The sequence below is a fragment of the Streptomyces sp. CB02959 genome (genome assembly GCF_002803155.1).
GTDB lineage: Bacteria > Actinomycetota > Actinomycetes > Streptomycetales > Streptomycetaceae > Streptomyces.
The window spans coordinates 85488-107266 of the sequence record NZ_NNBP01000007.1 but is presented as its reverse complement, the minus strand read 5'-3'; the positions used below and the strand labels follow the sequence as shown (position 1 = coordinate 107266).

The following is a 21779-nucleotide window of genomic DNA, read 5'->3' as shown; positions in this document are numbered from 1 at the left end:
GTTATTCGAGTTCGAAGACCACGGAGACCGACAGCGAATCGATGGGGTGCTTCTTCACACACCGCCAGCCGCCCTCTTCGAATACTCCGTCCCATTCGTCGAGAGTGGGCAGGTAGACGCCCATCATGTCGTGTCCGAACTCGAATCCCAGGGTGAATATCGGGAGTTCACCGTCGGGAATGCCGACGGTTCGGGTCGCGTCGCCGAGCAGGAATCGGCGGACGTTCGGGAAGGACTTCCGCAGATTCTGCAGGACCGTGACGCAGTTCTCCCGGGGCCAGAAGTCGTGCCCCATCATGAAGCAGGTGAGCAGATCCACCTCGGCGAACTCCTCGGACGCCTGCACCTGGTCGATGGTGCGGGCGTCGCCGCGGACGAAGGAGATCCGGTCGCCGAATCCCTTGGCGGCCACCTCCTGCTGCGCCATGGCGATCGCGCCGTCGGCGATGTCGATGCCGAGCCCGCGGGCGCCGGGGAACCGCCGGGCGAGCTGGATGAGCCGCTCGCCGCTGCCGGACCCCAGGTCGGCGACGGTGGTGGGGGTGTACCCCAGGCCGTCGACGGCCGCCCAGAACGCCGGGTCGAAGTAGCGCTCGCTGATCTCGCGGCAGGCGTAGCTGATCGCCGACGCGTCCCGCTGGTAGAAGTCGCCGACGCGGTTCGCGTTCGGCAGCACCTGGGGTATGCGGCGGAAGAGTTCACCGCTTCCCTGATTGAGCCAGTGGAACAGCGAACGGTGCTGGTCGGCCTCGGTGAAGTACGGCCCGGGAACGACCGTTTCACCGTCCCGCCGCACAATTCCCACACTGGCCAGCGCGGTGAACATGCCGACCACCGCCGGCCGGTGCAGATCCCGCCGCACGGCGAAATCGGAAACGTCCAACTTGCCGTTCTCCCGCAGCTCGTCAAGAGCTCCGAGCTCCCACGCGGCGCCAATGGCCGACGAAGCCAGCGTCGAGTTGAAGATGTCTGCCACGGCGCGTTGCGCCTGCGACTCGGAAACCTCGGTACTCATATCACGCCTCCACCCCAAAGGGGCTCGTCCGCAATTCGATTGGGCGTACGCAATCCAGCGATTTCCAGTCTCGGGTCAACTGCCCGACTGATCCACGACTTTTCCCGTGCAGCGAAGCAGGTCGCCCCGCGGCCCGGTCCGGAAGCCAGGCTCCGCACCGGGCCGCGGGGCGGAAGCCGACCGCGGCGGGCGGGGCCCGCTACAGGTAGGCGTTGTAGTGCCGGTAGCCGGGCCACTGCGCGGACCAGGGCAGCTTCAGACCGCGGCAGACCGTGATCGGCACGCCCTGCTCGGGGTTGTCGATGCCCAGCCGGTTGTCGATGTGGTCGACGACCGTGCACGAGCGGAAACCCGCGTCGAGTCGGGCCCGGTCGATGCCGACCGCGACCACGACGTCGGCGCGCTCCGGCGGCGGCCCCCACTTGTGCAGCTCGTTGTGGCCGCTGTAGACCGGCGGCAGCCCGTGCCCGTACCGGTCCAACGCCCCCGCCTCACCGAAGTTCTCGGTCAGCACCACCGCGCGGGCGCGCTCCGCCTCGGGCAGCGCCCGGTAGGCGGCCTCGGTCTGCTCGACCACGCGGGGCCAGCCGACCGTCTCCAGCGGCATGCTCGCGACCTGGAAGTCGCGCAGCGCGCTCTTGGGGATCACCGGCAGCGACAGCAGCATCTGCGCGGCGGCGCTGAGCACCAGGCAGACCGCGAGCACCGACAGCCGCAGCTTGCGGGGGCCGGCCCACCGGTCGGCCGCCACGCATCCGGCGGCCAGCAGCACGATCAGCAGTCCGCCGGTGTAGTCCGGCCGGCCGCCCTCGATCAGGTACGACGCCGCGGTGGCGGCCAGATAGCCGACTCCCAGGGCCCGTACGGGCTTCCACTCCGGCACCCGGAACAGTTTCACCAGCCCGATCACGCAGAGCACGAACAGCGCGGGGCCGAAGAGCAGGACGAGGTTGGTGGCGAACATCGCGCGGTTGGCCTCGCCGTCGGTCCCCGCCAGCCCCTCCGCCATCTGCAGCTGCGGGAAGCCGTGGGTGGCCTGGTAGATCAGGTTCGGCGACCCGAGGGCCAGCGCCACCGCGACACCCGCGTACAGCCACCGCTCCCGGAACACCTTCCGCGGCCCCGCCAGCGCCAGCCCCAGCAACAGCGCCACCGCCAGCAGCAGCACGATGTACTTGGCGTACAGCCCCGCGCCGACCACCAGGCCGGCCCACAGCCACCACCTCCCCTCGCCCCGCCGCAGCGCCCGCACGGCGCACAGCAGCACCGCGGCCCAGGCCACGGTGTCGAAGCTGGTGGTGAGGATCCAGTGGCCGAAGCTCAGCACCATGGTCGAGGTGGCCACCCCGAACGCGGTCAGCGTCTGGGCCCGCCGGGAGCCGCCCAGCTCGGCGGCGATCATCGCGCCGAGCACGGTGACGACCGCGGCGCACAGCACCGCCGGGACCCGGATCGCCCACATGCTGTCGCCGAAGACCGCCATCGCCGCGCGCACCACCATCGGCAGCAGCGGCGGCTGGTCCACGTACCCCCAGGCGAAGCCGTGCTTCCCGAGCAGGCGGAAGTACAACTCGTCGGCGTGGTAGCCGTATTCACCCGCGAACGCGAACAGCAGCACCGCCAGTGCGGCCACCACCACCGCGATCGGGCCCCACGCCACCGGCGCCGGCCGCAACGCCGGTGCGCCGGCCGCCGTCGTCCTGGTGGTCTTGCTCTCCCTGTCGAGGGACGCCGTCATCACGCCTCATCTCCCGCCGAGTTGTCGCTTCTCCCCCGGTCCGGCCGGGCAGCTCAGCCACTCAAGTAGTGGTAGGCGGGCCACAGCCGGGCCCAAGGGCCCCTGCGCCCCTGGCAGACCGTGACCGGTCTGCCCTGCTCGGCGTTGTCCACGCCGACGCCGTTGTCCAGGTGGCCGACGACGGTGCAGCTGCGGAAGTCGGCGGCCAACCGGGGGCGTTCGACGCCCACCGCGACCACGACGTCGGCCCACTCCGGCGGCGGTCCCCACCTGTACAGCTCGTTGTGGCCGCTGTAGACCGCCGGCAGCCCGTGCCCGTAGCGGTCCAACGCGCCGCTCTCACCGAGGTTGCCGGCCAGCACCACGGCCCGCTTCCGCTGCTCGGGCGGCAGCGCCACGTATGCCGTGCGCACCTGCTCGGCCAGGCGGGGCCAGCCCACGCTCTCCAGGGAGATGTTGTTCAACGGCACGAACGGGGAGTTCTCCGGCAGCAGCGGCAGCGCCATCAGCAGCTGCAGCACCGCACCGGCCGCCAGTCCGACGCCCAACAGCACCTTCCGCAAACGGCGTTGGCCCAGCCACCGGTCGGTGGCCACCGCCCCCGCCGCGAACAGGCCGATCAGGAAACCGCCGACGTAGTCGGGCCGCCCCCCGCCGTAGATCGTCAGCACCACCACGACGCCGAACGCCGGCGCCAGCGCCCGCACCGGCCGCCACACCGGATCACGCACCAGCTTCACCAGCCCGGACACCCACACCACGGTCAGCACCGGCCCGAGCAGGATCACCAGGCTCGGCACGAAGATGAACCGGTTCAGCTGGCCGTCGGTGGCGCCCAGCGCCTGGGCCATCTGCAGCTGCGGGAAGTCGTGGGTGGCCTGGTAGATCAGATTCGGCGACCCGAGGGCCAGCGCCACCGCGACACCCGCGTACAGCCACCGCTCCCGGAACACCTTCCGCGGCCCCACCAGCGCCAGCCCGACCAGCAGTCCGACCGCCAGCAGCGCCACGATGTACTTCGCGTACAGCGCCAGGCCCAGCACTATCCCGGCCCACACCCACCACCGGCCCTCGCCACGCAGCAGTGCCCGCACGACGAACAGGAGCACCGCGGCCCAGGCGAGCAGGTCCACGGTGGTGGTCACCATGATGTGCCCGACGCTGAGCACCAGGAACGAGCTGCCCAGGCCCAGGGCGGCCAGGGTCTGCGCCCGGCGGCCGCCGCCCAGTTCGGCGGCGATCAGCGTCCCGAGCAGCACCACGGCACCGGCACACAGCGCCGCCGGCACCCGGATCGCCCACACCGAGTCGCCGAGCACCCGGGTCGCGGCGTGGACCAGTGCCGGCACCAGTGGCGGCTGGTCGGTGTATCCCCAGGCCCAGCCGCGCTCGCCCAGCAACCGGAAGTACAGCTCGTCCACGTTGTAGCCGTACCGGCCGGACAGGGCGAGCAGCAGGGCGACGACGGCGCTCGCCACACCGGCCGCCGTCCGCCAGGCAGGCCGCACGGCCGGCCCCGCATCCGGCCCGGCATCCGGCTCCGCACCGGGCTCCGCCCGCCCGTCCACCGCGACCGCCCCCACGTCCATCGCCCCATCCGTCGTCGTCGGCCACGCCGTCGTCCACGTCGCCGTCCGGTGCGGTCGGCGGGATCATCGCCTGGAGTCTCCTGTCGGGCCGGGGCGGACCGCCATGAGTTTGCGTTGTCAGCTAAGCAGCACGCGCGCCCCGCCCGGCACGGCCGCTCGCGCGGGCTCGTCAGACGGTGCGCCCGTTCCGTGCGGTGCGCACCGCCGCGGTCCCCTTGCGCTGCCTGCGCCGGTAGATCAGCGTGTCCACGAGCAGGAACCGCGCGGCGAACACCACCACCAGGCCCAGCAGAGTGGCGGGCGCCGGCGCCATCCCGGCCCACTCGACGAACAGCACCATCAGCGGGATCCGGGCCAGCAGGTCCAGGTTGCTGAGCGCCGCGAACCCGGCCAGCCGGCCGGACCAGTGCGCCCGCTTCCCGCTGCGGTAGACGAGGAAGTCCAGCAGGGCGAAGTTCCAGACCACCCCGAGCTGGTTGGCGAGCACCTCCGCTACCGCATAGTGCAGTGTGGTGAAGCCGGTCAGCGCCCACAGCGCCAGCAGGTTCGGGACGAACCCGGAGACCCCGATGAGTCCGAAGGCCACCATCCGTGCCCGCTTGTCGCTGCTGCGCAGCTCCGCGAGGTGGCGCAGGAACCGCAGCCCCTCCCGGACCGTCGACTTGGACTCCCCGGCGAACCGCTCCCCGAACTCGTACGGCACCTCCGTCACGCCGTGCGGGCGGCAGCGCACCGCCAGCTCCAGCAGGATCTTGTACCCCAGCGGCCGCAGCCCGCCCTCCTGCCGCCCCTCGCCCTCCCGTACGGCGCGTTCGACCGCCTCCCTCCGGATCGCGAAGAACCCGCTCATCGGGTCGGAGACGCCGCGCAGCAGCCGCGGGAACAGCGCCTTGGTCAGCGCCGTCGAGGCCCCCGACACCGCCGTCCGGTACCCGCCGGCCAGTCCGCTGCGGCTGCCGCCCGCCGCGTACCTGCTGGCGACCACCAGCTCGGCCGCGGCCTGCTCGCCGGCCCGGACCAGCTCCGGCATCAGATGGGGCGGATGCTGCAGATCCGCGTCCATCACCACGATCCACGGTTTGCCGGTCCGCGCGATCCCGGCCACCACCGCCCCGCCGAGACCGCCTTCGGGAGCCTCCCGGTGCAGCACCGCCACCGGTACCGGTGCCCGCCCGGCCGCCTTCTCGATGACCTCCGGCGTGTTGTCCGTCGAGTCGTCGACGAACAGCACTTCGACGTCCCACCCCGCCGGAATCGCCGCGCACACCACATCCAGCAACTCGTCGATGTTCCCCGCCTCGTTGAACGTCGGAACGATCAGCGACACACCCGGCGCAGCTGTCATGGCTCCTCCTGAAGGGTCGGCAACTGTCACCACGGCAGCCACAAGATCCCAGGAGGAACCGGAACTCATCGTGTTTGACGGAGAAGTCAAGCTGACCGACCCGCCGCACCCCGGGGGCGGTGATCACCAGTGGGGCGGAAGGCCGCGCACGTGCGGCCGGCGGCCGATGCCGTCGCGCACCCGAAAGACCGAGGTCAGCCTCTTGCTCTCGATGGCCCCAGCCACTACTTTGCGGTAGAAGCCGATCCATGACCACCGAAAGGAGGCGACCAGCGGATGTACACCAGCTCTGATCTTGGTCGCCTCGCCCAGTGCACGGCCTGGGTTCCGGGGCGGATCGCGCACGGCTGCTGAGCACGCCGTTCCGATGTGCCCGTCCGTGGCACATTCCGGGTTTCTCCTCACCGACTCCCGCACGTCGCTGACGCGTGCCGTTGTGCGCCCGTTCCTCTCATGTGGCGCGTCTGAACACAGAAAGCTGCCTGAAATTGGCGAACATGTTGAATCGACCGATCGCGTACCGAAATGAAGGTTTGTCATGGTAGAAGCGCGCATCACGGTCAATGGGAAAGAAACACCGATTTCACCGGCTTCGCCCCACACCACCGCGCTGGATTTCCTGCGCGAGCGTGGCCTCACCGGCACCAAGGAGGGCTGCGCCGAGGGTGAATGCGGCGCCTGTTCGGTCCTGGTCGCGCGTCCCGGAGTGAACAGGCCCACCGACTGGGTGGCGGTCAACGCCTGCCTGGTCCCGGCCGCGGCGCTCGACGGCCAGGAGATCGTCACCTCCGAGGGCCTGGCCACCGACGGCGGCCCCGGCAAGCCGCCCACCCTGCACCCGGTGCAGGAGGAGATGGCGGTCCGCGGCGGCTCCCAGTGCGGTTACTGCACGCCGGGATTCGTCTGCAGCATGGCCGCCGAGTACTACCGGCCCGACCGCTGCGCGCACGCGGAATCGGACTCGGCGTCGGGATCGGACTCGGCGTCGGGATCGGCCGACAGCACCGACTCCGAGCACGGTCCGAACGGCTTCGATCTGCACGCGCTGAGCGGAAACCTCTGCCGCTGCACCGGCTACCGCCCGATTCGCGATGCCGCCTTCGCCGTCGGTGCGCCCACCGCCGAGGACCCGCTGGCACAGCGCCGCGAGCAGTCCCCGCCCGCTCCGGTCGCCACGGAGTACACCCGGGACGGCAGCGTCTTCCTGCGGAAGAGCACCTTGGCCGAAACGCTGCAGGTGCTGCGCGAGCGGCCCGACGCGGTGGTGGTCGCCGGCTCCACCGACTGGGGCGTCGAGGTGAACATCCGTTCCCGCCGGGCGGATTGCGTGGTCGCCGTCGACCGGCTGTCCGAACTACGGGAGCTGTGCGTCGAATCCGACTCCGTCGAGATCGGGGCGGCGCTGACGCTCACCGAGATCGAACGCCGCCTCGACGGCGACGTCCCGCTGCTGGCCGAACTGTTCCCGCAGTTCGCGTCCCGGCTCATCCGCAACAGCGCGACCCTCGGCGGCAACCTGGGCACCGGCTCCCCCATCGGTGACAGTCCGCCGGCGCTCCTCGCGCTGGAGGCGTCGGTGGTGCTCGCCGACGCCGACGGTGAACGCGAAGTCCCGCTGGCGGAGTACTTCACCGGCTACCGGCAGAGTGTGCGCCGTCCCGGCGAGCTGATCCGCGCGGTACGCATTCCGCTGCCGCTGTCGCCGACCGTGGCCTTCCACAAGATCGCCAAGCGGCGCTTCGACGACATCTCCAGCGTGGCGGTCGCCTTCGCCCTCGACATCGAGGACGGGACCGTCCGCAGGGCACGCATCGGCCTGGGCGGTGTGGCCGCCACTCCGGTGCGCGCCCTGGCCACCGAGGCGGCCCTGGAGGGCGAGCCGTGGGTGACGGAGACCGTCGCGGCCGCGGCCGCGGTACTGCGCGCCGAGGGCACGCCGATGAACGATCACCGCGCCAGCGCCGACTACCGCTCCGCGATGCTCGGCCAGAGCCTGCTGAAGCTGTACGCGCAAACCACCGAGGCGGTGTCGTCATGAGTCATCTGTCCGAACGTCCCGAAAAGCCCGTCGTCGGCGTCTCGATGCCGCACGAGAGCGCCCATCTGCACGTCACCGGCACCGCGCTCTACACCGACGACCTGGTCCACCGCACCAAGGACGTGCTGCACGCCCACCCGGTGCAGGTGATGAAGGCCCACGGCAGGATCACCGCGCTGCACACCGAGCCCGCGCTCGCCGTGCCCGGTGTGGTCCGCGTGCTGACCGGTGCCGACGTCCCCGGGGTCAACGACGCCGGGATGAAGCACGACGAGCCGCTGTTCCCCGACGAGGTCATGTTCCACGGCCACGCGGTCGCCTGGGTGCTCGCCGAGACCCTGGAGGCGGCCCGGCTCGGTGCGGCGGCCGTCGAGGTGGAACTCGACGAACGGCCCTCCCTGGTCACGCTGCGGGACGCGATCGCGGCCGACAGTTTCCACGGCGCCCGGCCCGTGATGCTGACCGGCGACGTCGACGCGGGCTTCGCCGACTCCGCGCACGTGTTCACCGGCGAGTTCCAGTTCTCCGACCAGGAGCACTTCTACCTCGAAACGCACGCGGCGCTGGCCTATCTCGACGAGGCCGAGCAGGTCTTCGTCCAGAGCAGCACCCAGCACCCTTCGGAGACGCAGGAAATCGTCGCGCACGTGCTCGGTCTGCACAGCCACGAGGTGACCGTGCAGTGTCTGCGGATGGGTGGCGGCTTCGGCGGCAAGGAGATGCAGCCGCACGGGTTCGCGGCCGTCGCCGCGCTCGGCGCCAAGCTGACCGGTCGGCCGGTCCGGCTGCGGCTCAACCGGACCCAGGATCTGACCATGTCCGGTAAGCGGCACGGGTTCCACGCCGAGTGGAAGATCGGCTTCGACGCCGACGGCCGCATCCAGGCACTGGACGCCACCCTGACCGCGGACGGCGGCTGGAGCCTGGACCTCTCCGAGCCGGTGGTGGCCCGCGCGCTGTGCCACATCGACAACACCTACTGGATTCCGCACGCGCGCATCGCCGGTCGCATCGCCAAGACCAACAAGGTCTCCAACACCGCCTTCCGCGGCTTCGGCGGACCACAGGGCATGCTGGTGATCGAGGACATCATGGGCCGGTGCGCGCCGCTGCTCGGCCTGGATCCGGTGGAGTTGCGGGAGCGCAACTTCTACCGGCAGGGCCAGTCGACGCCGTACGGACAGCCGGTCGTTCGGCCCGAACGGATCTCCGCCGTCTGGCAGCAGGTCAAGGACAACGCCGGCATCGCCGATCGCAGCCGCGAGATCGCCGCCTTCAACGCCGCGCATCCGCACACCAAGCGGGCGGTTGCGATCACCGGCCTCAAGTTCGGAATCTCGTTCAACCTCACCGCCTTCAACCAGGGCGGCGCGCTGGTGCTGATCTACAAGGACGGCTCGGTCCTGATCAACCACGGCGGCACCGAGATGGGCCAGGGCCTGCACACCAAGATGCTGCAGGTGGCCGCGACCACCCTGGGCATCCCCCTGCACAAGGTGCGGCTGGCCCCGACACGGACCGACAAGGTCCCCAACACCAGCGCCACCGCCGCCAGTGCCGGGGCGGATCTCAACGGTGCCGCGGTGAAGAACGCCTGCGAGCAGTTGCGCGAACGGCTGCTGCAGGTGGCCGCCACCCAGTTGGGTTCGCATGCCTCGGATGTGCGCATCGTCGAGGGCGTCGCCCGTGCGCTGGGCAGCGACAAGGAGCTGGCCTGGGACGACCTGGTGCGGACCGCGTACTTCCAGCGGGTTCAGCTGTCGGCGGCCGGTTTCTACCGCACCGAGGGTCTGCACTGGGACGCCAAGGCGTTCCACGGCTCACCGTTCAAGTACTTCGCCCATGGCGCCGCCGCGACCGAGGTGGAGGTGGACGGTTTCACCGGCGCGTACCGCATCCGGCGGGTGGACATCGTGCACGATGTCGGCGACAGCCTGTCCCCGATGATCGACATCGGTCAGGTCGAGGGTGGCTTCGTGCAGGGCGCGGGCTGGCTGACGCTTGAGGATCTGCGCTGGGACGCCGGTGACGGGCCGAACCGCGGCCGGCTGCTGACCCAGGCCGCGAGCACCTACAAGCTGCCGAGCTTCTCGGAGATGCCCGAGGAGTTCAACGTCACGCTGCTGGAGAACGCCACCGAGGAGGGCGCGGTGTACGGGTCCAAGGCGGTGGGTGAACCTCCGCTGATGCTGGCGTTCTCGGTGCGCGAGGCGCTGCGGCAGGCCGCCGCGGCGTTCGGGCCGAGCGGGGTCAGCGTCGAGTTGGCCTCGCCCGCCACGCCGGAGGCGGTGTACTGGGCGGTCGAGGCGGCTCGCCGGGGCGACGGCCCGCGGAACGGTCACGCCCGCAACGGTTTCGCCACCGACGACCGCGCCGGAATCGGACACGCCGCAAACGGCACGGTCCGAACCGACGCGGAAGCCTTGAGCGGTGCCTGACATGACGTGGCTCACCGCGGTGGCACGGTTGCGGGCGCGCCGGGAGCCCGGCGTACTGGTGACCGTCGCGACCGTGCGCGGCCATGCCCCCCGCGACGCCGGTGCGAAACTCGTGGTGGGTCAGACCGAGACATGGGGTTCGATCGGTGGCGGCAATGTCGAGGCCGTCGCGATCGATCGGGCCCGGGAAATGATCACCGCGTCCAAGCCGGAGCCGGAGCTGATCGACTTCGCCCTCAACGACAAGGTGACCAACCAGCACGGCGTGCAGTGCTGCGGCGGCACCGTTTCGGTACTGCTCGAACCGCTGCCGGTACTACGGGCAGTGGCGATCTTCGGCGTCGGGCACATCGGGCTGGAACTGGCGCGCATCCTGGCACGTCAGGACCTCGACCTCCATCTGATCGACAGCCGCTCCGACATCCTCACCGAGAAGCGGCTCGGCGTGCTGGCGGACGCGGTGGCGCAGGTGCACGTGCATCACACGCCGCTGCTGCCGGAGGAGGTGCTGGCGGAGTTGCCGCGCGGCACCCACATCCTGATCATGACCCATGACCACGCCGAGGACGCCGCGCTGTGCGACGCCGCCCTGCGCACCACCCACCTCGGCTTCATCGGGCTGATCGGGTCGGCGGCCAAGTGGGTGCGGTTCCGCAAACGCCTCGCCACCGAGGGCGGTCACGACGAGGCCACCATCGATCGGATCAAGACCCCGATCGGGCTGTCCGACATCACCGGCAAGGAACCCGCGACCATTGCCGTGAGCGTCGCCGCCGATGTGCTGCGCAGCTTCGAAATCGGGGGGTACTGACGCGCCGACCGGATCGCCGGGCGCCCCGCACCCGTGCGAACGCACACATGCGGGGCGCCCAGGTCAGCAATGGCCTGCGCCCTTCGACGACCCGACTGATGCCTGGCACACGGGCCTCGGATACCCGCCGTCGGACGCAGGGCCGATGTGCCGCCGGACGGCTCTCCTCATCGGCGTGGGACGGGTACGCCTGCGGAGCGGAGCCTGGTCTCGGTGAGTGCGGTCAGCCGGGCTGAGATCGGTGCCTGGTCCCCGCGGTGGTTGTTGATCAGCCGGTACTGGGTGGAAGCCCTGCTCCATGCCTGGAGGCTGGTGGGATTTCCCAGCAGTGCGGGGTTGGCGAGGTAGTGGTCGGCCATGGCGGTGGCGAGTTCGTCGATCCTCGGGTCGTCCGGTTCCCAGGTCTCGGCCTCCCAGCCGCGCTTGGCCAGGTCGATGTACTCGGGGTCGTCCAGCCCGTGTTCGAGCTGGGTCAGGAAGCCGTCGAAGCCCTCCGGCACCAGCGCTTTGGCCAGCACCAGGGCCTCGCGTTGCGCGGCGACGTACTCGGGGCTGAAGCCGAGGCCGGGCATCCGGTCCAGGAGCGCGCAGGCGCGGTCGGGCAGCAGGGCCCGGTCACCGTCGGCGAGCCGGTACAGCGTGTCGCGGCGCGCGAGGAGGTCGGCGATCCGATCGGTCAGCCGCCGCTCGACGTCGGCGAGGGCGGCGGTGAACTGCTCGGCGTCGGCGTCGAGCAGGGACCCGGTCTCGGCCAGCGGCACCCCGGCGGCGGCCAGCGTCCGGACCTGCACCAGCCGCAGCAGGTCGGCCGATCCGTACCGCCGGTAGCCGGAGCCGTCGCGTTCCGGCTCCTCGACGAGGCCGAGCTTGTGGTAGTGCCGCAACGTCTTCACCGTGACGCCGACGAATGCCGCCGCCTGCCCGATCGTGACCCCGTTCGTCATCTGCTCGGCCTGCCTTGTGCTCGGGCTCGGCGGCTGCGCAACCACGGCCGAGCAGGTGGACGGGCCACGCCGAGCTCGCCCGGCTCGGCATGGCGCCGGTTCGCGTTCTCCCTGAGGCACATGATGCACGAGCGCAAGGGCTCGCCCCTCGGAGGCCACGGGACACGGGTGTTCAGTCCGTCGGCCGAGCCGGACCGTCCTGCCCGCCGCAGAACACCTCGTTGACGAGCCGCTGTTGGGCTATCTGGAATGCTGCCGCAATGGACAGGTCGGCGTCGTCCACATAGTTCAGTCCGGCGGTCAGGGTCGTGCCGCCGTCGGGTGTGCTGTACATCAGCGCCGCCGAGCCGATCGTGGCGCCGTTGTGGTGGAAGAGCGTGCCGCCGCCCGGGCCCGCGTCCTGTGCGAACACCCCCAGGCCGTAGCCGGCCTTCGCCTCCGGCGTGCGCATCTCGGCCAGCAGCTCGGCGGGCAGGAGCCTGCCGCCCATCAGTGCGGAGAAGTACGTGTGCAGGTCCTGAGTGGTCGAGATCATGTCGCCACCGGCCGCAACCCAGGAGGGGTTGTGCCGGGTGACATCGATCGTCTTCTCCTGCCCGGCGTCCTCATAGCGGTAGTAGCTGCGGTTGTGCGGCTCGGGGAGCTCCGACGAGGTGCCTGGCGCCACGGTGCCGGTCATCCCCAGCGGCCCCAGGACCAGCCGCCGCAGCTCCTCGGCGAACGGACGGCCGGTGACCTTCTCGATCACCAACCGGGCCAGCACGTAGTTGGTGTTGGCGTAGCTCCAGTCCGTCCCCGGCGCGAACCGCGGCGGCTTGGACAGCGACAGCCGCACCAGCTCTTCGGGCCGGTAGGTGCGGAATCGGTTGTCCACCCATTCCCTGCCCTGCCAGGGGATCCCCGGCGCGATCGTCCCGTCCTCGTAGAGCTCGCCGGTGTGGCTGAAGATCCCGCTGGTGTGCTGCAGCAGCATCCGTACCGTGATCCGCCGGTCCAGTCCGAACTCGGGCAGGTAGCCGTCGGCCGGGGCGTCCAGGTCGATCCGGCCCTCGGCCACCAGCATGAGCACCGAGGTGGCGACGAAGCTCTTGGTGCTGCTGCCGGTGCGGAAGTGCCCGTTGGTCAGCGGTGCGGCGCCGTGGCCCAGCTCGCGTGCCCCGGCGCTGCCGACCCACTCGCCCTGCTCGTCGTTCACCCGCAGCTGCACCCCGAGGAAACCGGCCTCGACGATCTCCTCGATCGCCTTCTGCAGCTCCGGACGGTCCTGCCGCGGGTCGGAAAGGGGGAGAGACATGTTGCTCCTTCGCATCCGTTGCGCCCGGTTCCGTGCCGGGCCGCTGCGACGAGCTTCCGCCCTGCCCCAAGGTCAACCTCAACCGTGTTCCAGCTCACAGTCGCCTTGGGGCGAACGGTTTCGGGAGCGGGCCGCGTGCCGGCCGGACCGCGGCTAGGCGACCCAGGCGTTGGTCAGCGTCTGCACGGCCGAGCCGTCGAGGTCCTTGAGTTTCGTCCCGGCGAAGGAGCGAGCGGCGTCCGAGGTGAGCACCCGGAAGGCAGGCCGCTCGGCCGCGAGCAGATCGACCAGCCGCGCCGCCACGTCCTGCGGTGTCTGTGCGTTGGCGAAGGCGCCGCGGGTGCGGTCCAGGTAGGCGGACAGGGCCGGCGCATACGGTCCGGCCTGCTCCAGTGCGTTGTCCGCGAGGCCCACGTTGCTGACGAACTCGCTGGCCACCGCGCCCGGTTCGACCACGCTGACGTGCACGCCGGCCGTGGCCGCGACCGGCGCGAGGGATTCCATGAAGCCCTCGACCGCGAACTTGGCGGCGCAGTACGCCTCGTTGAACGGCTGGCCGATCACTCCTCCGACGCTGGTCACGGTCACCACCCGGCCCTTGCTCGCCCGCAGCAGGGGCAGCGCGGCCTTCGTCACGTGCAGCACACCGAAGAAGTTGACCTCCATGACGGCACGCACGTCCGCGACGCTCTCCTGCTCCAAGGTGCCGACGTGGCCCGCGCCGGCGTTGTTGACCAGCGCGTCCAGTCGGTCCAGGCCGGCCAGGCATGCCTGGACCGAGGCCGGGTCGGTCACGTCCAGGGCGCGGACGTCGACGGCGACTCCGGCTTCCTCCGCCGCCGCCAGCAGCGCGCCTGCCTTGGCGGTGTCACGCATGGTGGCGATCACGTGCCAGCCGCTTCGTGCGGCGGCGACGGCGGTGGCCAGGCCGATACCGGAGGAGGTACCGGTGATCAGGGCGGTCTTGGTGCTCATTCTCAGCATCCCCAGCTTGGTTATGGATCATAATCAATATGAGCCATAACTATGTGCCGGGATATTTCATATGTCAAACAGCTCGGTACGCTGGGCGCCATGTCCAAGTCACCGGATGAGCCCACCCGAGAGATCGTCGGCCTCTTCGCGGCCATCAACCGCCGGTACACCCAGGAGTCCGAGGCCGCCGCGGCGACCCACGACCTGACCCCGCTCCAGGCCAAGGCACTGCTCGCCGCCGAAGGCCCGGTCCCGACCCGCCGCATCGCCGACCGGTTGCACGCCGAGCCGTCCAACGTGACCGTGATCATCGACCGGCTGGAGTCCCGCGGCCTGGTCGAGCGCAGCCCCGACCCGGGCGACCGCCGCGTCAAGCGCGTTGCCGCCACCACGGCCGGCCGCACCGTCGCCGCCGACCTCCGCGCCCGGATGCCCTTCGCCGCCGAACCCCTGGCCCGGCTCACCCCGCAGCAGCGCGAGACCTTGCGTGAACTGCTGCAACTGGTCCTGGAGGCATGACGGCAGCCGGCAGACCGCGCACCGGCCCACCACACAGCCGAGTTGGGCCACCCCGCGGGCTCACCGTTTCCACTCGGCGACCCGAACATGAAAATGTGGCCTCTACAGTGAATGCACGAGCGTCAGCCGCGGCTTGAACGAGAAGGCGTCCCCGCCGAGTTCGGGCAGGCGTTGTGGTGGCCGGTCGACGGCTGCGCCGTGGCGACGGCAAGTCAGGTCAGAGGGCGGGAAGTGGGCAATTCAGTCGGGCCGCGGGTGGCGGAGACGCCCGTTGCCGTACGCGAGGGGGCGGAACTCCGGCCGCGCGGGCTGGTGGATCTGCGGGACTCGGGCAACGTCCCAGCCGTGCTGTCGTATCCCGCGGATGCGGTGGTGATGGTGTCCGGCTTGCCTGGCAGCGGCAAGAGCACGCTGCTGCGGCGCTGGGCGGAAGCCGCGTTGGTCATCGATCCGCGAGTGGTCCATGTCGCCTGCGAGGCGGTGATGCCGACATGGCTGCCCTACGCCGTGTACCGGCCCCGGGCACGGTGGAGGTACTTCCGTTGGCTGCGCACCGCGGTACGCGGCGGTGAGCCGTTGCTGGTGCACGACTGCGGCGGCAGGCCGTGGATGCGCCGCTGGCTTGCCGGACATGCGGGGCCGCGAGGACGCGAACTGCACCTGGTCCTGCTGGACGTTGGAGTGGCCGAGGCGTTGGCGGGCCAGGCGGCCCGAGGCCGGTGGGCGCCGCGAAGCGCTTTCGCCAGGCATCGCAGGGGCCTCGACCGGCTGCTCCGAACGTTCTCCGGATCCGGGGAAGTGGCCCCGACCCGCGGTCCGGTGCGCGAGGTCGCGTCGGTGGTCCTGCTGGACCGCGGGTCGCGAGAGCGGGTGTCGACGGTGGAGTTCGGCAGCCGACCGGCCCGGCCGTGAACGCCGGGTCACCTGCTCATCGAACGGCTGCGCAGCGGCCCGGCCGATCATGCGGCGTCACGTGATCGGCCGGACGGTTCCTAGCAGAAGCCGTTCAGGCCCCACCACTCGCCGTTGGTCCGCTCACCGCGCGACAGCAGGCCGTTGCCCAGTCCTTGGTAGCTGATCAGCCAGCCGGGGTTGCCGGGGAAGCCGTCGATCGCGTACTTCTCGTTGGTCACGGTGATGAGGTCGGGACGGCCGTCTCCGGAGGAGTCACCGTTCGCGATGAGGTTCGCCATGGCGTTCCAGCCGCCCGAGCCGACCAGGACGCGCCCTCCGAGGGCGGCGGAGCGGCCGGGGTAGAGCCACAGCTTGCCGGTGGATGCCTCCCGGGCGTAGAGGTCGGGGCGGCCGTCGCCGTTCATGTCGCCGACGCCGACGAGGGCGTTCATGGTGTTCCAGCCACCACTGCCGATGAGCTTGCGCGAGCCGAGCGTGCCGGTGGAGGTGCCCGGATACAGCCACAGCTTGCCCGTGGACTTCTCGACGGCGATCAGGTCGGAACGGCCGTCGCCGGTCAGGTCGCCGAAGGCGGTGATGTTGCTCATGCCGTTCCAGCCGCCCGAGCCGATCAGCTTGCGGGTGCCGATGGAGCCGCTGCCCGTGCCGGGGTAGAGCCACAGTCGACCGGTGGACGCCTCGCGGCCGATGAGGTCCTCGCGGCCGTCACCGCTGAAGTCGCCGTGCCGGGTCAGGGCGTTGATGCCGTTCCAGCCGCCGGTGCCTATGAGGCGGCCCGTACCGTCGCCCGAACTGAACCAGAGCCGTCCTGCCATGTCGCGCACGACCACGTCGGCCTTGCGATCGCCGTTCATGTCACCGAATCCCGAGACGTGGGGGGAGGTCTCGGAGAACCAGAGGGGATACGCGGACTGGCTGCATTCGCGCTCGGTGGGGACGAACTTGATCGAGCTGGTCGTCGCGGTGGGATACGAGCTGTATCCGCCGGCACGGGCGGGGCGGTCGGGGAAGTAGCCGCCCGACACCGCGTAGTTCTTGTCCTCGTAGACACAGGCGATCGACGACGTGCGGTTGACGTACGAGCGGATCCTGTTGTCCCAACTGCCCAGATCCGCGACGCTCTTGTTCGTCTTGTACATCTGCCCGGTCGCGCTCTCACCGGACCAGCCGCAGAAGTAGCCCGCCGGGCAGGCATACGCGTCCGCGGCTGCGGAAGCGGCGTTCACGGTCGTCAGGCCGGTGCCGGCGAGCACCAGCCCGGCCAGCGTCGCCGCGCTCTGTCTGAGACGTCTTCCCATGCTGCTGTTCCCCTCTGGTTGACCTGCGCCGACCCTATCCGCAGACACCGACAGGGACTGCCGAGCACTCCCCCGCCCCACTCCGTACTCGTGGCGCGACCGCGATCCTTCTCGCCTTCCTCGGCACGCTCTTCGTCCGCGCCGCGACCGGCGGGCCCGACCCGAGCGGGCCGATCGAAGAACTCGTCTCCGTAGTGGAGTTCATCGCCGAGACCCGGGAGAGCGAGCAGCGATGACGTGCCGGCCGGTCGCAGATCACCGTGTTCGGGGCATGACTGTCAGTCGGCTGCCAAGATTTCCACGTCGAGCGCCTTGAGCTGCTCGACGACCTGGTCGTGGGGGTCGGCGTCGGTGATCAGTCCGCTGACCTTGGCCCAGGGCAGGACGCGGAATCGCGAAGCCGTGCCGATCTTCTCGGACGAGGCGAGGATGTAGGTGTCCGCGGCCCGCGCGGCGAGGGCGCGCTTCATCGCCGCCTCCTCGGCGTCTCCGGTGGTCAGTCCCGCCTCGGGGTGTACGCCGGTGACGCCGAGCAGGCAGAGGTCGGCGGAGATGTTCTGCGCCGCCTCGACCGCGGCGGCACCGCAGGCAACCGCCGAGTGCTTGAAGACGCGGCCCCCCAGCAGGAAGAGCTCCGCCCGCGGATGGTCGAGCAGGGCCGTGGCGATCGTCGGGCTGTGGGTGATCACGGTGCAGGCAAGGTCCTGCGGGAGTGCGCGGGCGACGGCGAGGGCGGTGGTTCCACCGTCGAGGATCAGCGTGCCGCCCGGCGGCACCAGCCTGGCGGCCACCGAAGCGACCTTCTGCTTGCCGTCCGGGGTCACGGTCTGCCGGGCGGCGTAGTCCACCACCGCCGGTGAGGCGGGCAGTGCGCCGCCGTAGACCCGCTGGCACAGTCCCTCGGCGGCGAGCTCGCGCAGATCGCGCCGCACGCTGTCCTCGGAAATCCCCAGTCCTGCGGCGACGTCCTTGGCAACGATCTTGCCCTCGGTCGCGAGCAGACCGAGCAGGTGATCGCGTCGTTCAGCAGCCAGCATCCGCATTCTCTCCTGTTCTTGCACGTTTCTGCGTGTATCGTAGCGCGCCATGACCGACAAGCCGATGCTCATCCTGATCGCCGGGCCCTACCGTTCCGGCACCAACGGCGACCCGGATGCCATGGCCGCCAATCTCGCCCGCCTCGAAGCCGCCGCCTGGCCCGTCTTCGCCGCCGGCCACCTCCCCGTGATCGGGGAATGGATCGCCCTGCCCGTCCTGCGCTCCGCCGGCGCCGGCCCCACCGACCCCCTTGCCGACCAGGTGCTCTACCCGGTCGCCGACCGCCTGCTCGCCCGTTGCGACGCCGTGCTGCGCCTGCCCGGCGACTCCGTAGGAGCCGACCAGGACGTTGCCATCGCCCACCGCCGCGGCCTGCCCGTCTACCACGACGTGACCGAGATCCCCCGCCGCACCCCGCAGGAGACTGTGTGAAACCCCGCCCCGGCATCGACACTCCCGACCACCGCGGCCGCACCGGCCTCAACCAGGCCGGACGCGACCTGGACCGCAACCCCGACATCCGTGTCCGCGACGTCGAACTCACCTCCCAGGGCTGGCACGTCCTGCGGCGCACCACCTTCGACTACCGCCGCCGCGACGGACGCTGGGAAACCCAGACGCGCGAGACCTACGACCGCGGCAACGGTGCCGTCGTCCTGCCCTACGACACCGCACGCGGCTGCGTCCTGCTCAGCCGCCAGTTCCGCTACCCGGCCTATGTCAACGACCATCCCGACGGCATGCTCATCGAAGCGGCCGCGGGGCTGCTCGACGCGGACGACCCGCCCACCGCCATCCGGCGCGAGAGCGCCGAAGAACTCGGCGTCACCCTCGGTCCGCTCACCCGCGTCCTCGACGCCTATATGAGCCCCGGCTCGGTCACCGAACGCCTGCACTTCTTCGCCGCCCCCTACACCCCGGCCGACCGGACCGGAACCGGCGGCGGGCTGGAGGAGGACGGCGAGGACATCGAGGTCCTTGAGCTGCCCTTCGCCGAGGCCCTCGCCATGACCCGCGACGGACGCATCGCCGACGGCAAGACCATCCTGCTGCTGCAATGGGCAGCCCTGGACGGACCGTTCGCCCCCGCAGCGGGCACCGGCTGACACCGTCGCCCCCCGGGCGGCCCTGCCCCGAGTGCACGGTCCTGCCAGGGACGCCATCGGGCGGCTGTGAGCTCGGGCCGTTCACCCAGGGCTCCGTCGCCGACCGCTAGGACAGGGGCGCGGATGCCCCGGCGGGCGTAGTCGCGCGGCAGGTCGGCCCAGGACGTGCCCGATTCGCGCCCTCGCGCACTCGCGGACGACCTCGTAGATCAAGGAGGATCCGCTGCCGGTAGCGCCGTCGTAGCCGATCCACAGGATCCGAGCATTGCTCCGCTCCGCCGGCGGACGCCGACGGGTGCGGGCAGGTGCCGACGGGCGCCCACTCCCTCAGGCTTCGCCGCGCGAGGTCACCTCGGCGGCGGGGTCCGGGGCGCCGTGTCGAGTGAACGCCCACAGTACGAGCCCGAGGCAGCTGAACGCGGCGCCCAGTGCGCATACGGCTCCCCAGCCGGCCGCCGTGTAGAGGGAGGTCGCGGCGATGGCGCCGGTGGCGCTGCCGATCGAGTAGAAGACCATGTATCCGCCGATCAGCCGGCTGCCCGCGTCCGGGTGCAGCGCGTAGATCAGGGTCTGGTTGGTGACGTGGACCGCCTGCACGGCGAGGTCGAGAAGGATCACCCCGGCGACCAGGGCCCAGAGCGAGCTGCGGGTGAAGGCCAGGGGCAGCCACGAGGCGGCGAGCAGCGCCAGGGCGATGCCGGTGGTCCGCCGGGAGAGTCCGCGGTCGTTCAGGCGGCCCGCCATGGTCGCGGCCAGGGCACCGGCGACACCGATCAGCCCCAGCGCCCCGATCGCACTGTGCGACAGGAAGTACGGGGCCTCGCTGAGCGGCAGCGCGACACTGCTCCACAGGGTGCTGAACGCGGCGAAGATCAGCAGACCGAACAGGGCCCGGAGCCGCAGCAGTCGTTCCCGTGCGAACAGGGTGATCGTGGAGCGCAGGAGCTGTCCGTAGCGCAGAGTTGTCGGCGGAGCGTCGCTGCGGCGCGGCAGCACTCGGTACAGGACCAGGGCGAGCAGAGCGGTGAGCGACGCCGAGGCGAGGTAGACGGAGCGCCAGCCCGCGAGGTCGGCCAGGAGGCCGGATGCGGTGCGGGCCAGCAGGATTCCGATCACCACGCCGCTGGTGACCAGACCGACGACCCGTCCGCGCCCGGCGGGAGCGGCCAGTGATGCCGCGAAGGCCACCAACGTCTGCGTGACGACCGCGAGAAGCCCCATCGCGGCCATGCCCACGAGCAGGATCGCCGCCGTGTGGGCGGCGGCCACCACGGCCAGCGCCACCACCAGGAGCAGCAACTGGGCCACGATGAGCCGTCTGCGGTCGGCCACGTCGCCCAGCGGCACGAGGAAGAAGAGTCCCAGTCCGTATCCGACATGCGTGAGGGTGACGACGCCGCCGACCAGTACCGGGCTCATGGCGAGGTCGTGACCGATGGTCACCAGGAGCGGCTGGGAGAAGTAGACGTTGGCCACCGCGGCCCCGCAGGCGACGGCGAACAGTATGACGACGCCACGGGACAGGACGAACGCGGAACCTTCCCCGCTTCGGGCCTCGGTCCGTCGCGTCGCAGTCTCACCATTGCCAGGCATCAGCGCTACCCCCCAGATCTGGTTTCATCTTGCTACCAGTGGCGACGGTAACGCCCTTTGGTAGCATGTTGCAACCAATGCGAGAGTGAGCGAGGGACGCCATGGTGACCAGGACGCGCTTCGACGACAGCGACTGCCCCGTCGCACGGTCGGTGGACGCGATCGGCGACTGGTGGTCCCTGCTGATCGTGCGGGACGCCTTCGACGGGAGCCGACGCTTCGGGGAGTTCCAACGCAGCCTCGGCGTGGCGAAGAACATCCTCACCGCGCGCCTGCGCACCCTCGTCGCCGGCGGCGTCCTCGAATCCGTCCCCGCCTCGGACGGCAGCGCCTACCGCGAGTACGTCCTGACCCCGAAGGGCAAGGCACTCTTCCCCGTCATCGTGGCGCTGCGGCAGTGGGGCGAGCAGAACTTCTTCGCCCCCGGCGAACCGCACTCACAGCTGGTCGACCGCCGACAGGGACATCCCCTCCGCGCACTGGAAGTACGGTCTGCGGACGGGCGACGACTGGACCCCGACGACACCACCGTCCACAAGGTCTCCCCCCAGTGACCTCTTACGACGTACGACGCATTCCGCGTGCCACGCCGCTCAGGCAACGGTCTTTGGCGTGACGGTTGCAGTACTGGCCGCCCGACTCCTCCCCCACCGCCTCACCACAACCGAAGAACCAACCGAACACGCCCGCCACCATCACAACCTTTCGCTGCGCCATGCCCGCGCCGAACTCCACCAACAGGCCCTCGAAGCCAGCCGCGCCACCGCGCGGATCCACCGTCGCCTCGCGCACATCGATCGCAACGCCTATGAGTCCGTCCTCGTGGAGTCGCTGAACAACCTGTCGACCCGGCTCGCGGCGGTAGGGCGGCCGGAGGACGGGTTGGTGCTGATCGAGCGTAGGTGCCAGCGGCGACATCCGGACCCCGCTCCAGGCGGCCGGCCAGGGCCCCTCGTACGTCGGCCGCATCCGGGCCGACGAGACGGTGCACAACGGCCTCGCCCTCTTCGTCTCCAACGACAGTCTCCGCAAGGGCGCGGCGCTCAATGCCGTCCAGCTGGCGGAACTGGTGGCGGCGGAACTCTCCGCCTGCCCCACGAGGGGCGGCCACGATCACGTGGCC

The 21779-nt window shown here is 70.6% G+C and carries 19 protein-coding genes and 1 pseudogene; 9 read left to right on the top strand and 11 right to left on the bottom strand.

Annotated features, from left to right (window positions below; genetic code table 11):
- Position 1 precedes the first annotated feature (1 nt).
- The 4 genes from mppJ to CG747_RS13680 all read right to left on the bottom strand — a co-directional run bounded on the left by mppJ (position 2) and on the right by CG747_RS13680 (position 5687).
- Positions 2–1015: a phenylpyruvate C(3)-methyltransferase gene (gene mppJ / locus CG747_RS13695; RefSeq protein WP_100601991.1), complete on the bottom strand. Its 1014-nt coding sequence runs from the start codon at positions 1013–1015 to the stop codon at positions 2–4.
- Positions 1016–1214: 199 nt separating this feature from the next.
- The gene (locus CG747_RS13690) at positions 1215–2753 is read right to left on the bottom strand and encodes a glycosyltransferase family 39 protein (protein WP_257980399.1); all 1539 of its coding nucleotides are present in this window, start codon (positions 2751–2753) and stop codon (positions 1215–1217) included.
- A gap of 53 nt (positions 2754–2806) precedes the next feature.
- Positions 2807–4342, bottom strand: coding sequence for a glycosyltransferase family 39 protein (locus CG747_RS13685; protein ID WP_100601989.1), 1536 nt, complete (start codon positions 4340–4342; stop codon positions 2807–2809).
- A gap of 169 nt (positions 4343–4511) precedes the next feature.
- Positions 4512–5687: a glycosyltransferase family 2 protein gene (locus CG747_RS13680; protein ID WP_100601988.1), complete on the bottom strand. Its 1176-nt coding sequence runs from the start codon at positions 5685–5687 to the stop codon at positions 4512–4514.
- A gap of 538 nt (positions 5688–6225) precedes the next feature.
- Between CG747_RS13680 and CG747_RS13675 the strand changes: the two genes are divergently transcribed.
- Genes CG747_RS13675 through xdhC form a run of 3 tightly spaced genes read left to right on the top strand, consistent with a single transcriptional unit; the run spans position 6226 to position 10974 of the window.
- Positions 6226–7725, top strand: a complete 1500-nt coding sequence (locus tag CG747_RS13675) for a xanthine dehydrogenase small subunit (RefSeq protein ID WP_100601987.1) — start codon at positions 6226–6228, stop codon at positions 7723–7725.
- Positions 7722–10163, top strand: coding sequence for a xanthine dehydrogenase molybdopterin binding subunit (gene xdhB, locus CG747_RS13670; RefSeq protein WP_100601986.1), 2442 nt, complete (start codon positions 7722–7724; stop codon positions 10161–10163). Before CG747_RS13675 ends, xdhB begins: the two co-directional genes overlap by 4 nt.
- Before the next feature lies 1 nt (position 10164).
- Positions 10165–10974 carry a xanthine dehydrogenase accessory protein XdhC gene (gene xdhC, locus CG747_RS13665; RefSeq protein WP_100601985.1) on the top strand — a complete coding sequence of 270 codons (810 nt, stop codon included), beginning with the start codon at positions 10165–10167 and terminating at the stop codon, positions 10972–10974.
- Between the two features lie 167 nt (positions 10975–11141).
- Here xdhC and CG747_RS13660 read toward each other — a convergent pair whose 3' ends face one another.
- The 3 genes from CG747_RS13660 to CG747_RS13650 all read right to left on the bottom strand — a co-directional run bounded on the left by CG747_RS13660 (position 11142) and on the right by CG747_RS13650 (position 14187).
- Entirely contained in the window at positions 11142–11918 is a 777-nt protein-coding gene (locus CG747_RS13660; protein WP_100601984.1) for a MerR family transcriptional regulator, read from the bottom strand.
- Positions 11919–12090: 172 nt separating this feature from the next.
- A complete protein-coding gene (locus tag CG747_RS13655; RefSeq protein WP_100601983.1) occupies positions 12091–13212 on the bottom strand; it encodes a serine hydrolase in 1122 nt (373 codons plus the stop codon).
- A gap of 153 nt (positions 13213–13365) precedes the next feature.
- Positions 13366–14187 carry an SDR family NAD(P)-dependent oxidoreductase gene (locus CG747_RS13650; RefSeq protein ID WP_100601982.1) on the bottom strand — a complete coding sequence of 274 codons (822 nt, stop codon included), beginning with the start codon at positions 14185–14187 and terminating at the stop codon, positions 13366–13368.
- A 99-nt stretch (positions 14188–14286) separates the two neighbouring features.
- Here CG747_RS13650 and CG747_RS13645 point away from each other — a divergent pair, with 99 nt between their 5' ends.
- Positions 14287–14706 (top strand): MarR family winged helix-turn-helix transcriptional regulator, encoded by a 420-nt coding sequence (locus tag CG747_RS13645; RefSeq protein WP_100601981.1) that lies wholly within the window; start codon positions 14287–14289, stop codon positions 14704–14706.
- Between the two features lie 231 nt (positions 14707–14937).
- Positions 14938–15618, top strand: a complete 681-nt coding sequence (locus tag CG747_RS13640; protein ID WP_257980398.1) for an ATP-binding protein — start codon at positions 14938–14940, stop codon at positions 15616–15618.
- A gap of 80 nt (positions 15619–15698) precedes the next feature.
- Here the strand turns inward: CG747_RS13640 and CG747_RS13635 are convergent, their stop codons facing one another.
- Both CG747_RS13635 and CG747_RS13630 read right to left on the bottom strand, forming a co-directional pair.
- Positions 15699–16919 (bottom strand): FG-GAP-like repeat-containing protein, encoded by a 1221-nt coding sequence (locus CG747_RS13635; RefSeq protein ID WP_100601979.1) that lies wholly within the window; start codon positions 16917–16919, stop codon positions 15699–15701.
- Positions 16920–17197: 278 nt separating this feature from the next.
- A complete protein-coding gene (locus tag CG747_RS13630; protein ID WP_100601978.1) occupies positions 17198–17956 on the bottom strand; it encodes a DeoR/GlpR family DNA-binding transcription regulator in 759 nt (252 codons plus the stop codon).
- Positions 17957–18005: 49 nt separating this feature from the next.
- Here CG747_RS13630 and CG747_RS13625 point away from each other — a divergent pair, with 49 nt between their 5' ends.
- On the top strand, positions 18006–18389 hold the full coding sequence (locus CG747_RS13625; RefSeq protein WP_180985520.1) for a DUF4406 domain-containing protein: 384 nt from the start codon (positions 18006–18008) through the stop codon (positions 18387–18389).
- Positions 18386–19063: an NUDIX domain-containing protein gene (locus tag CG747_RS13620; RefSeq protein ID WP_100601977.1), complete on the top strand. Its 678-nt coding sequence runs from the start codon at positions 18386–18388 to the stop codon at positions 19061–19063. The genes CG747_RS13625 and CG747_RS13620 overlap by 4 nt, the downstream gene beginning before the upstream one ends.
- Positions 19064–19390: 327 nt before the next feature.
- On the opposite strand, the gene CG747_RS13615 is transcribed toward CG747_RS13620, so the two are convergent.
- A complete protein-coding gene (locus tag CG747_RS13615; protein ID WP_180985519.1) occupies positions 19391–20656 on the bottom strand; it encodes an MFS transporter in 1266 nt (421 codons plus the stop codon).
- A gap of 101 nt (positions 20657–20757) precedes the next feature.
- On the opposite strand from CG747_RS13615, the gene CG747_RS13610 reads away from it, so the two are divergent.
- Positions 20758–21210, top strand: a complete 453-nt coding sequence (locus CG747_RS13610) for a helix-turn-helix domain-containing protein (RefSeq protein WP_100601976.1) — start codon at positions 20758–20760, stop codon at positions 21208–21210.
- Positions 21211–21214: 4 nt separating this feature from the next.
- Here the strand turns inward: CG747_RS13610 and CG747_RS47175 are convergent, their stop codons facing one another.
- Positions 21215–21574: a hypothetical protein gene (locus tag CG747_RS47175; protein ID WP_146022080.1), complete on the bottom strand. Its 360-nt coding sequence runs from the start codon at positions 21572–21574 to the stop codon at positions 21215–21217.
- On the opposite strand from CG747_RS47175, the pseudogene CG747_RS13605 reads away from it, so the two are divergent.
- Positions 21561–21746, top strand: a pseudogene (locus CG747_RS13605) (aspartate-semialdehyde dehydrogenase); the annotation flags it as partial. The gene CG747_RS47175 and the pseudogene CG747_RS13605 overlap by 14 nt on opposite strands.
- Between the last annotated feature and the right edge of the window lie 33 nt (positions 21747–21779).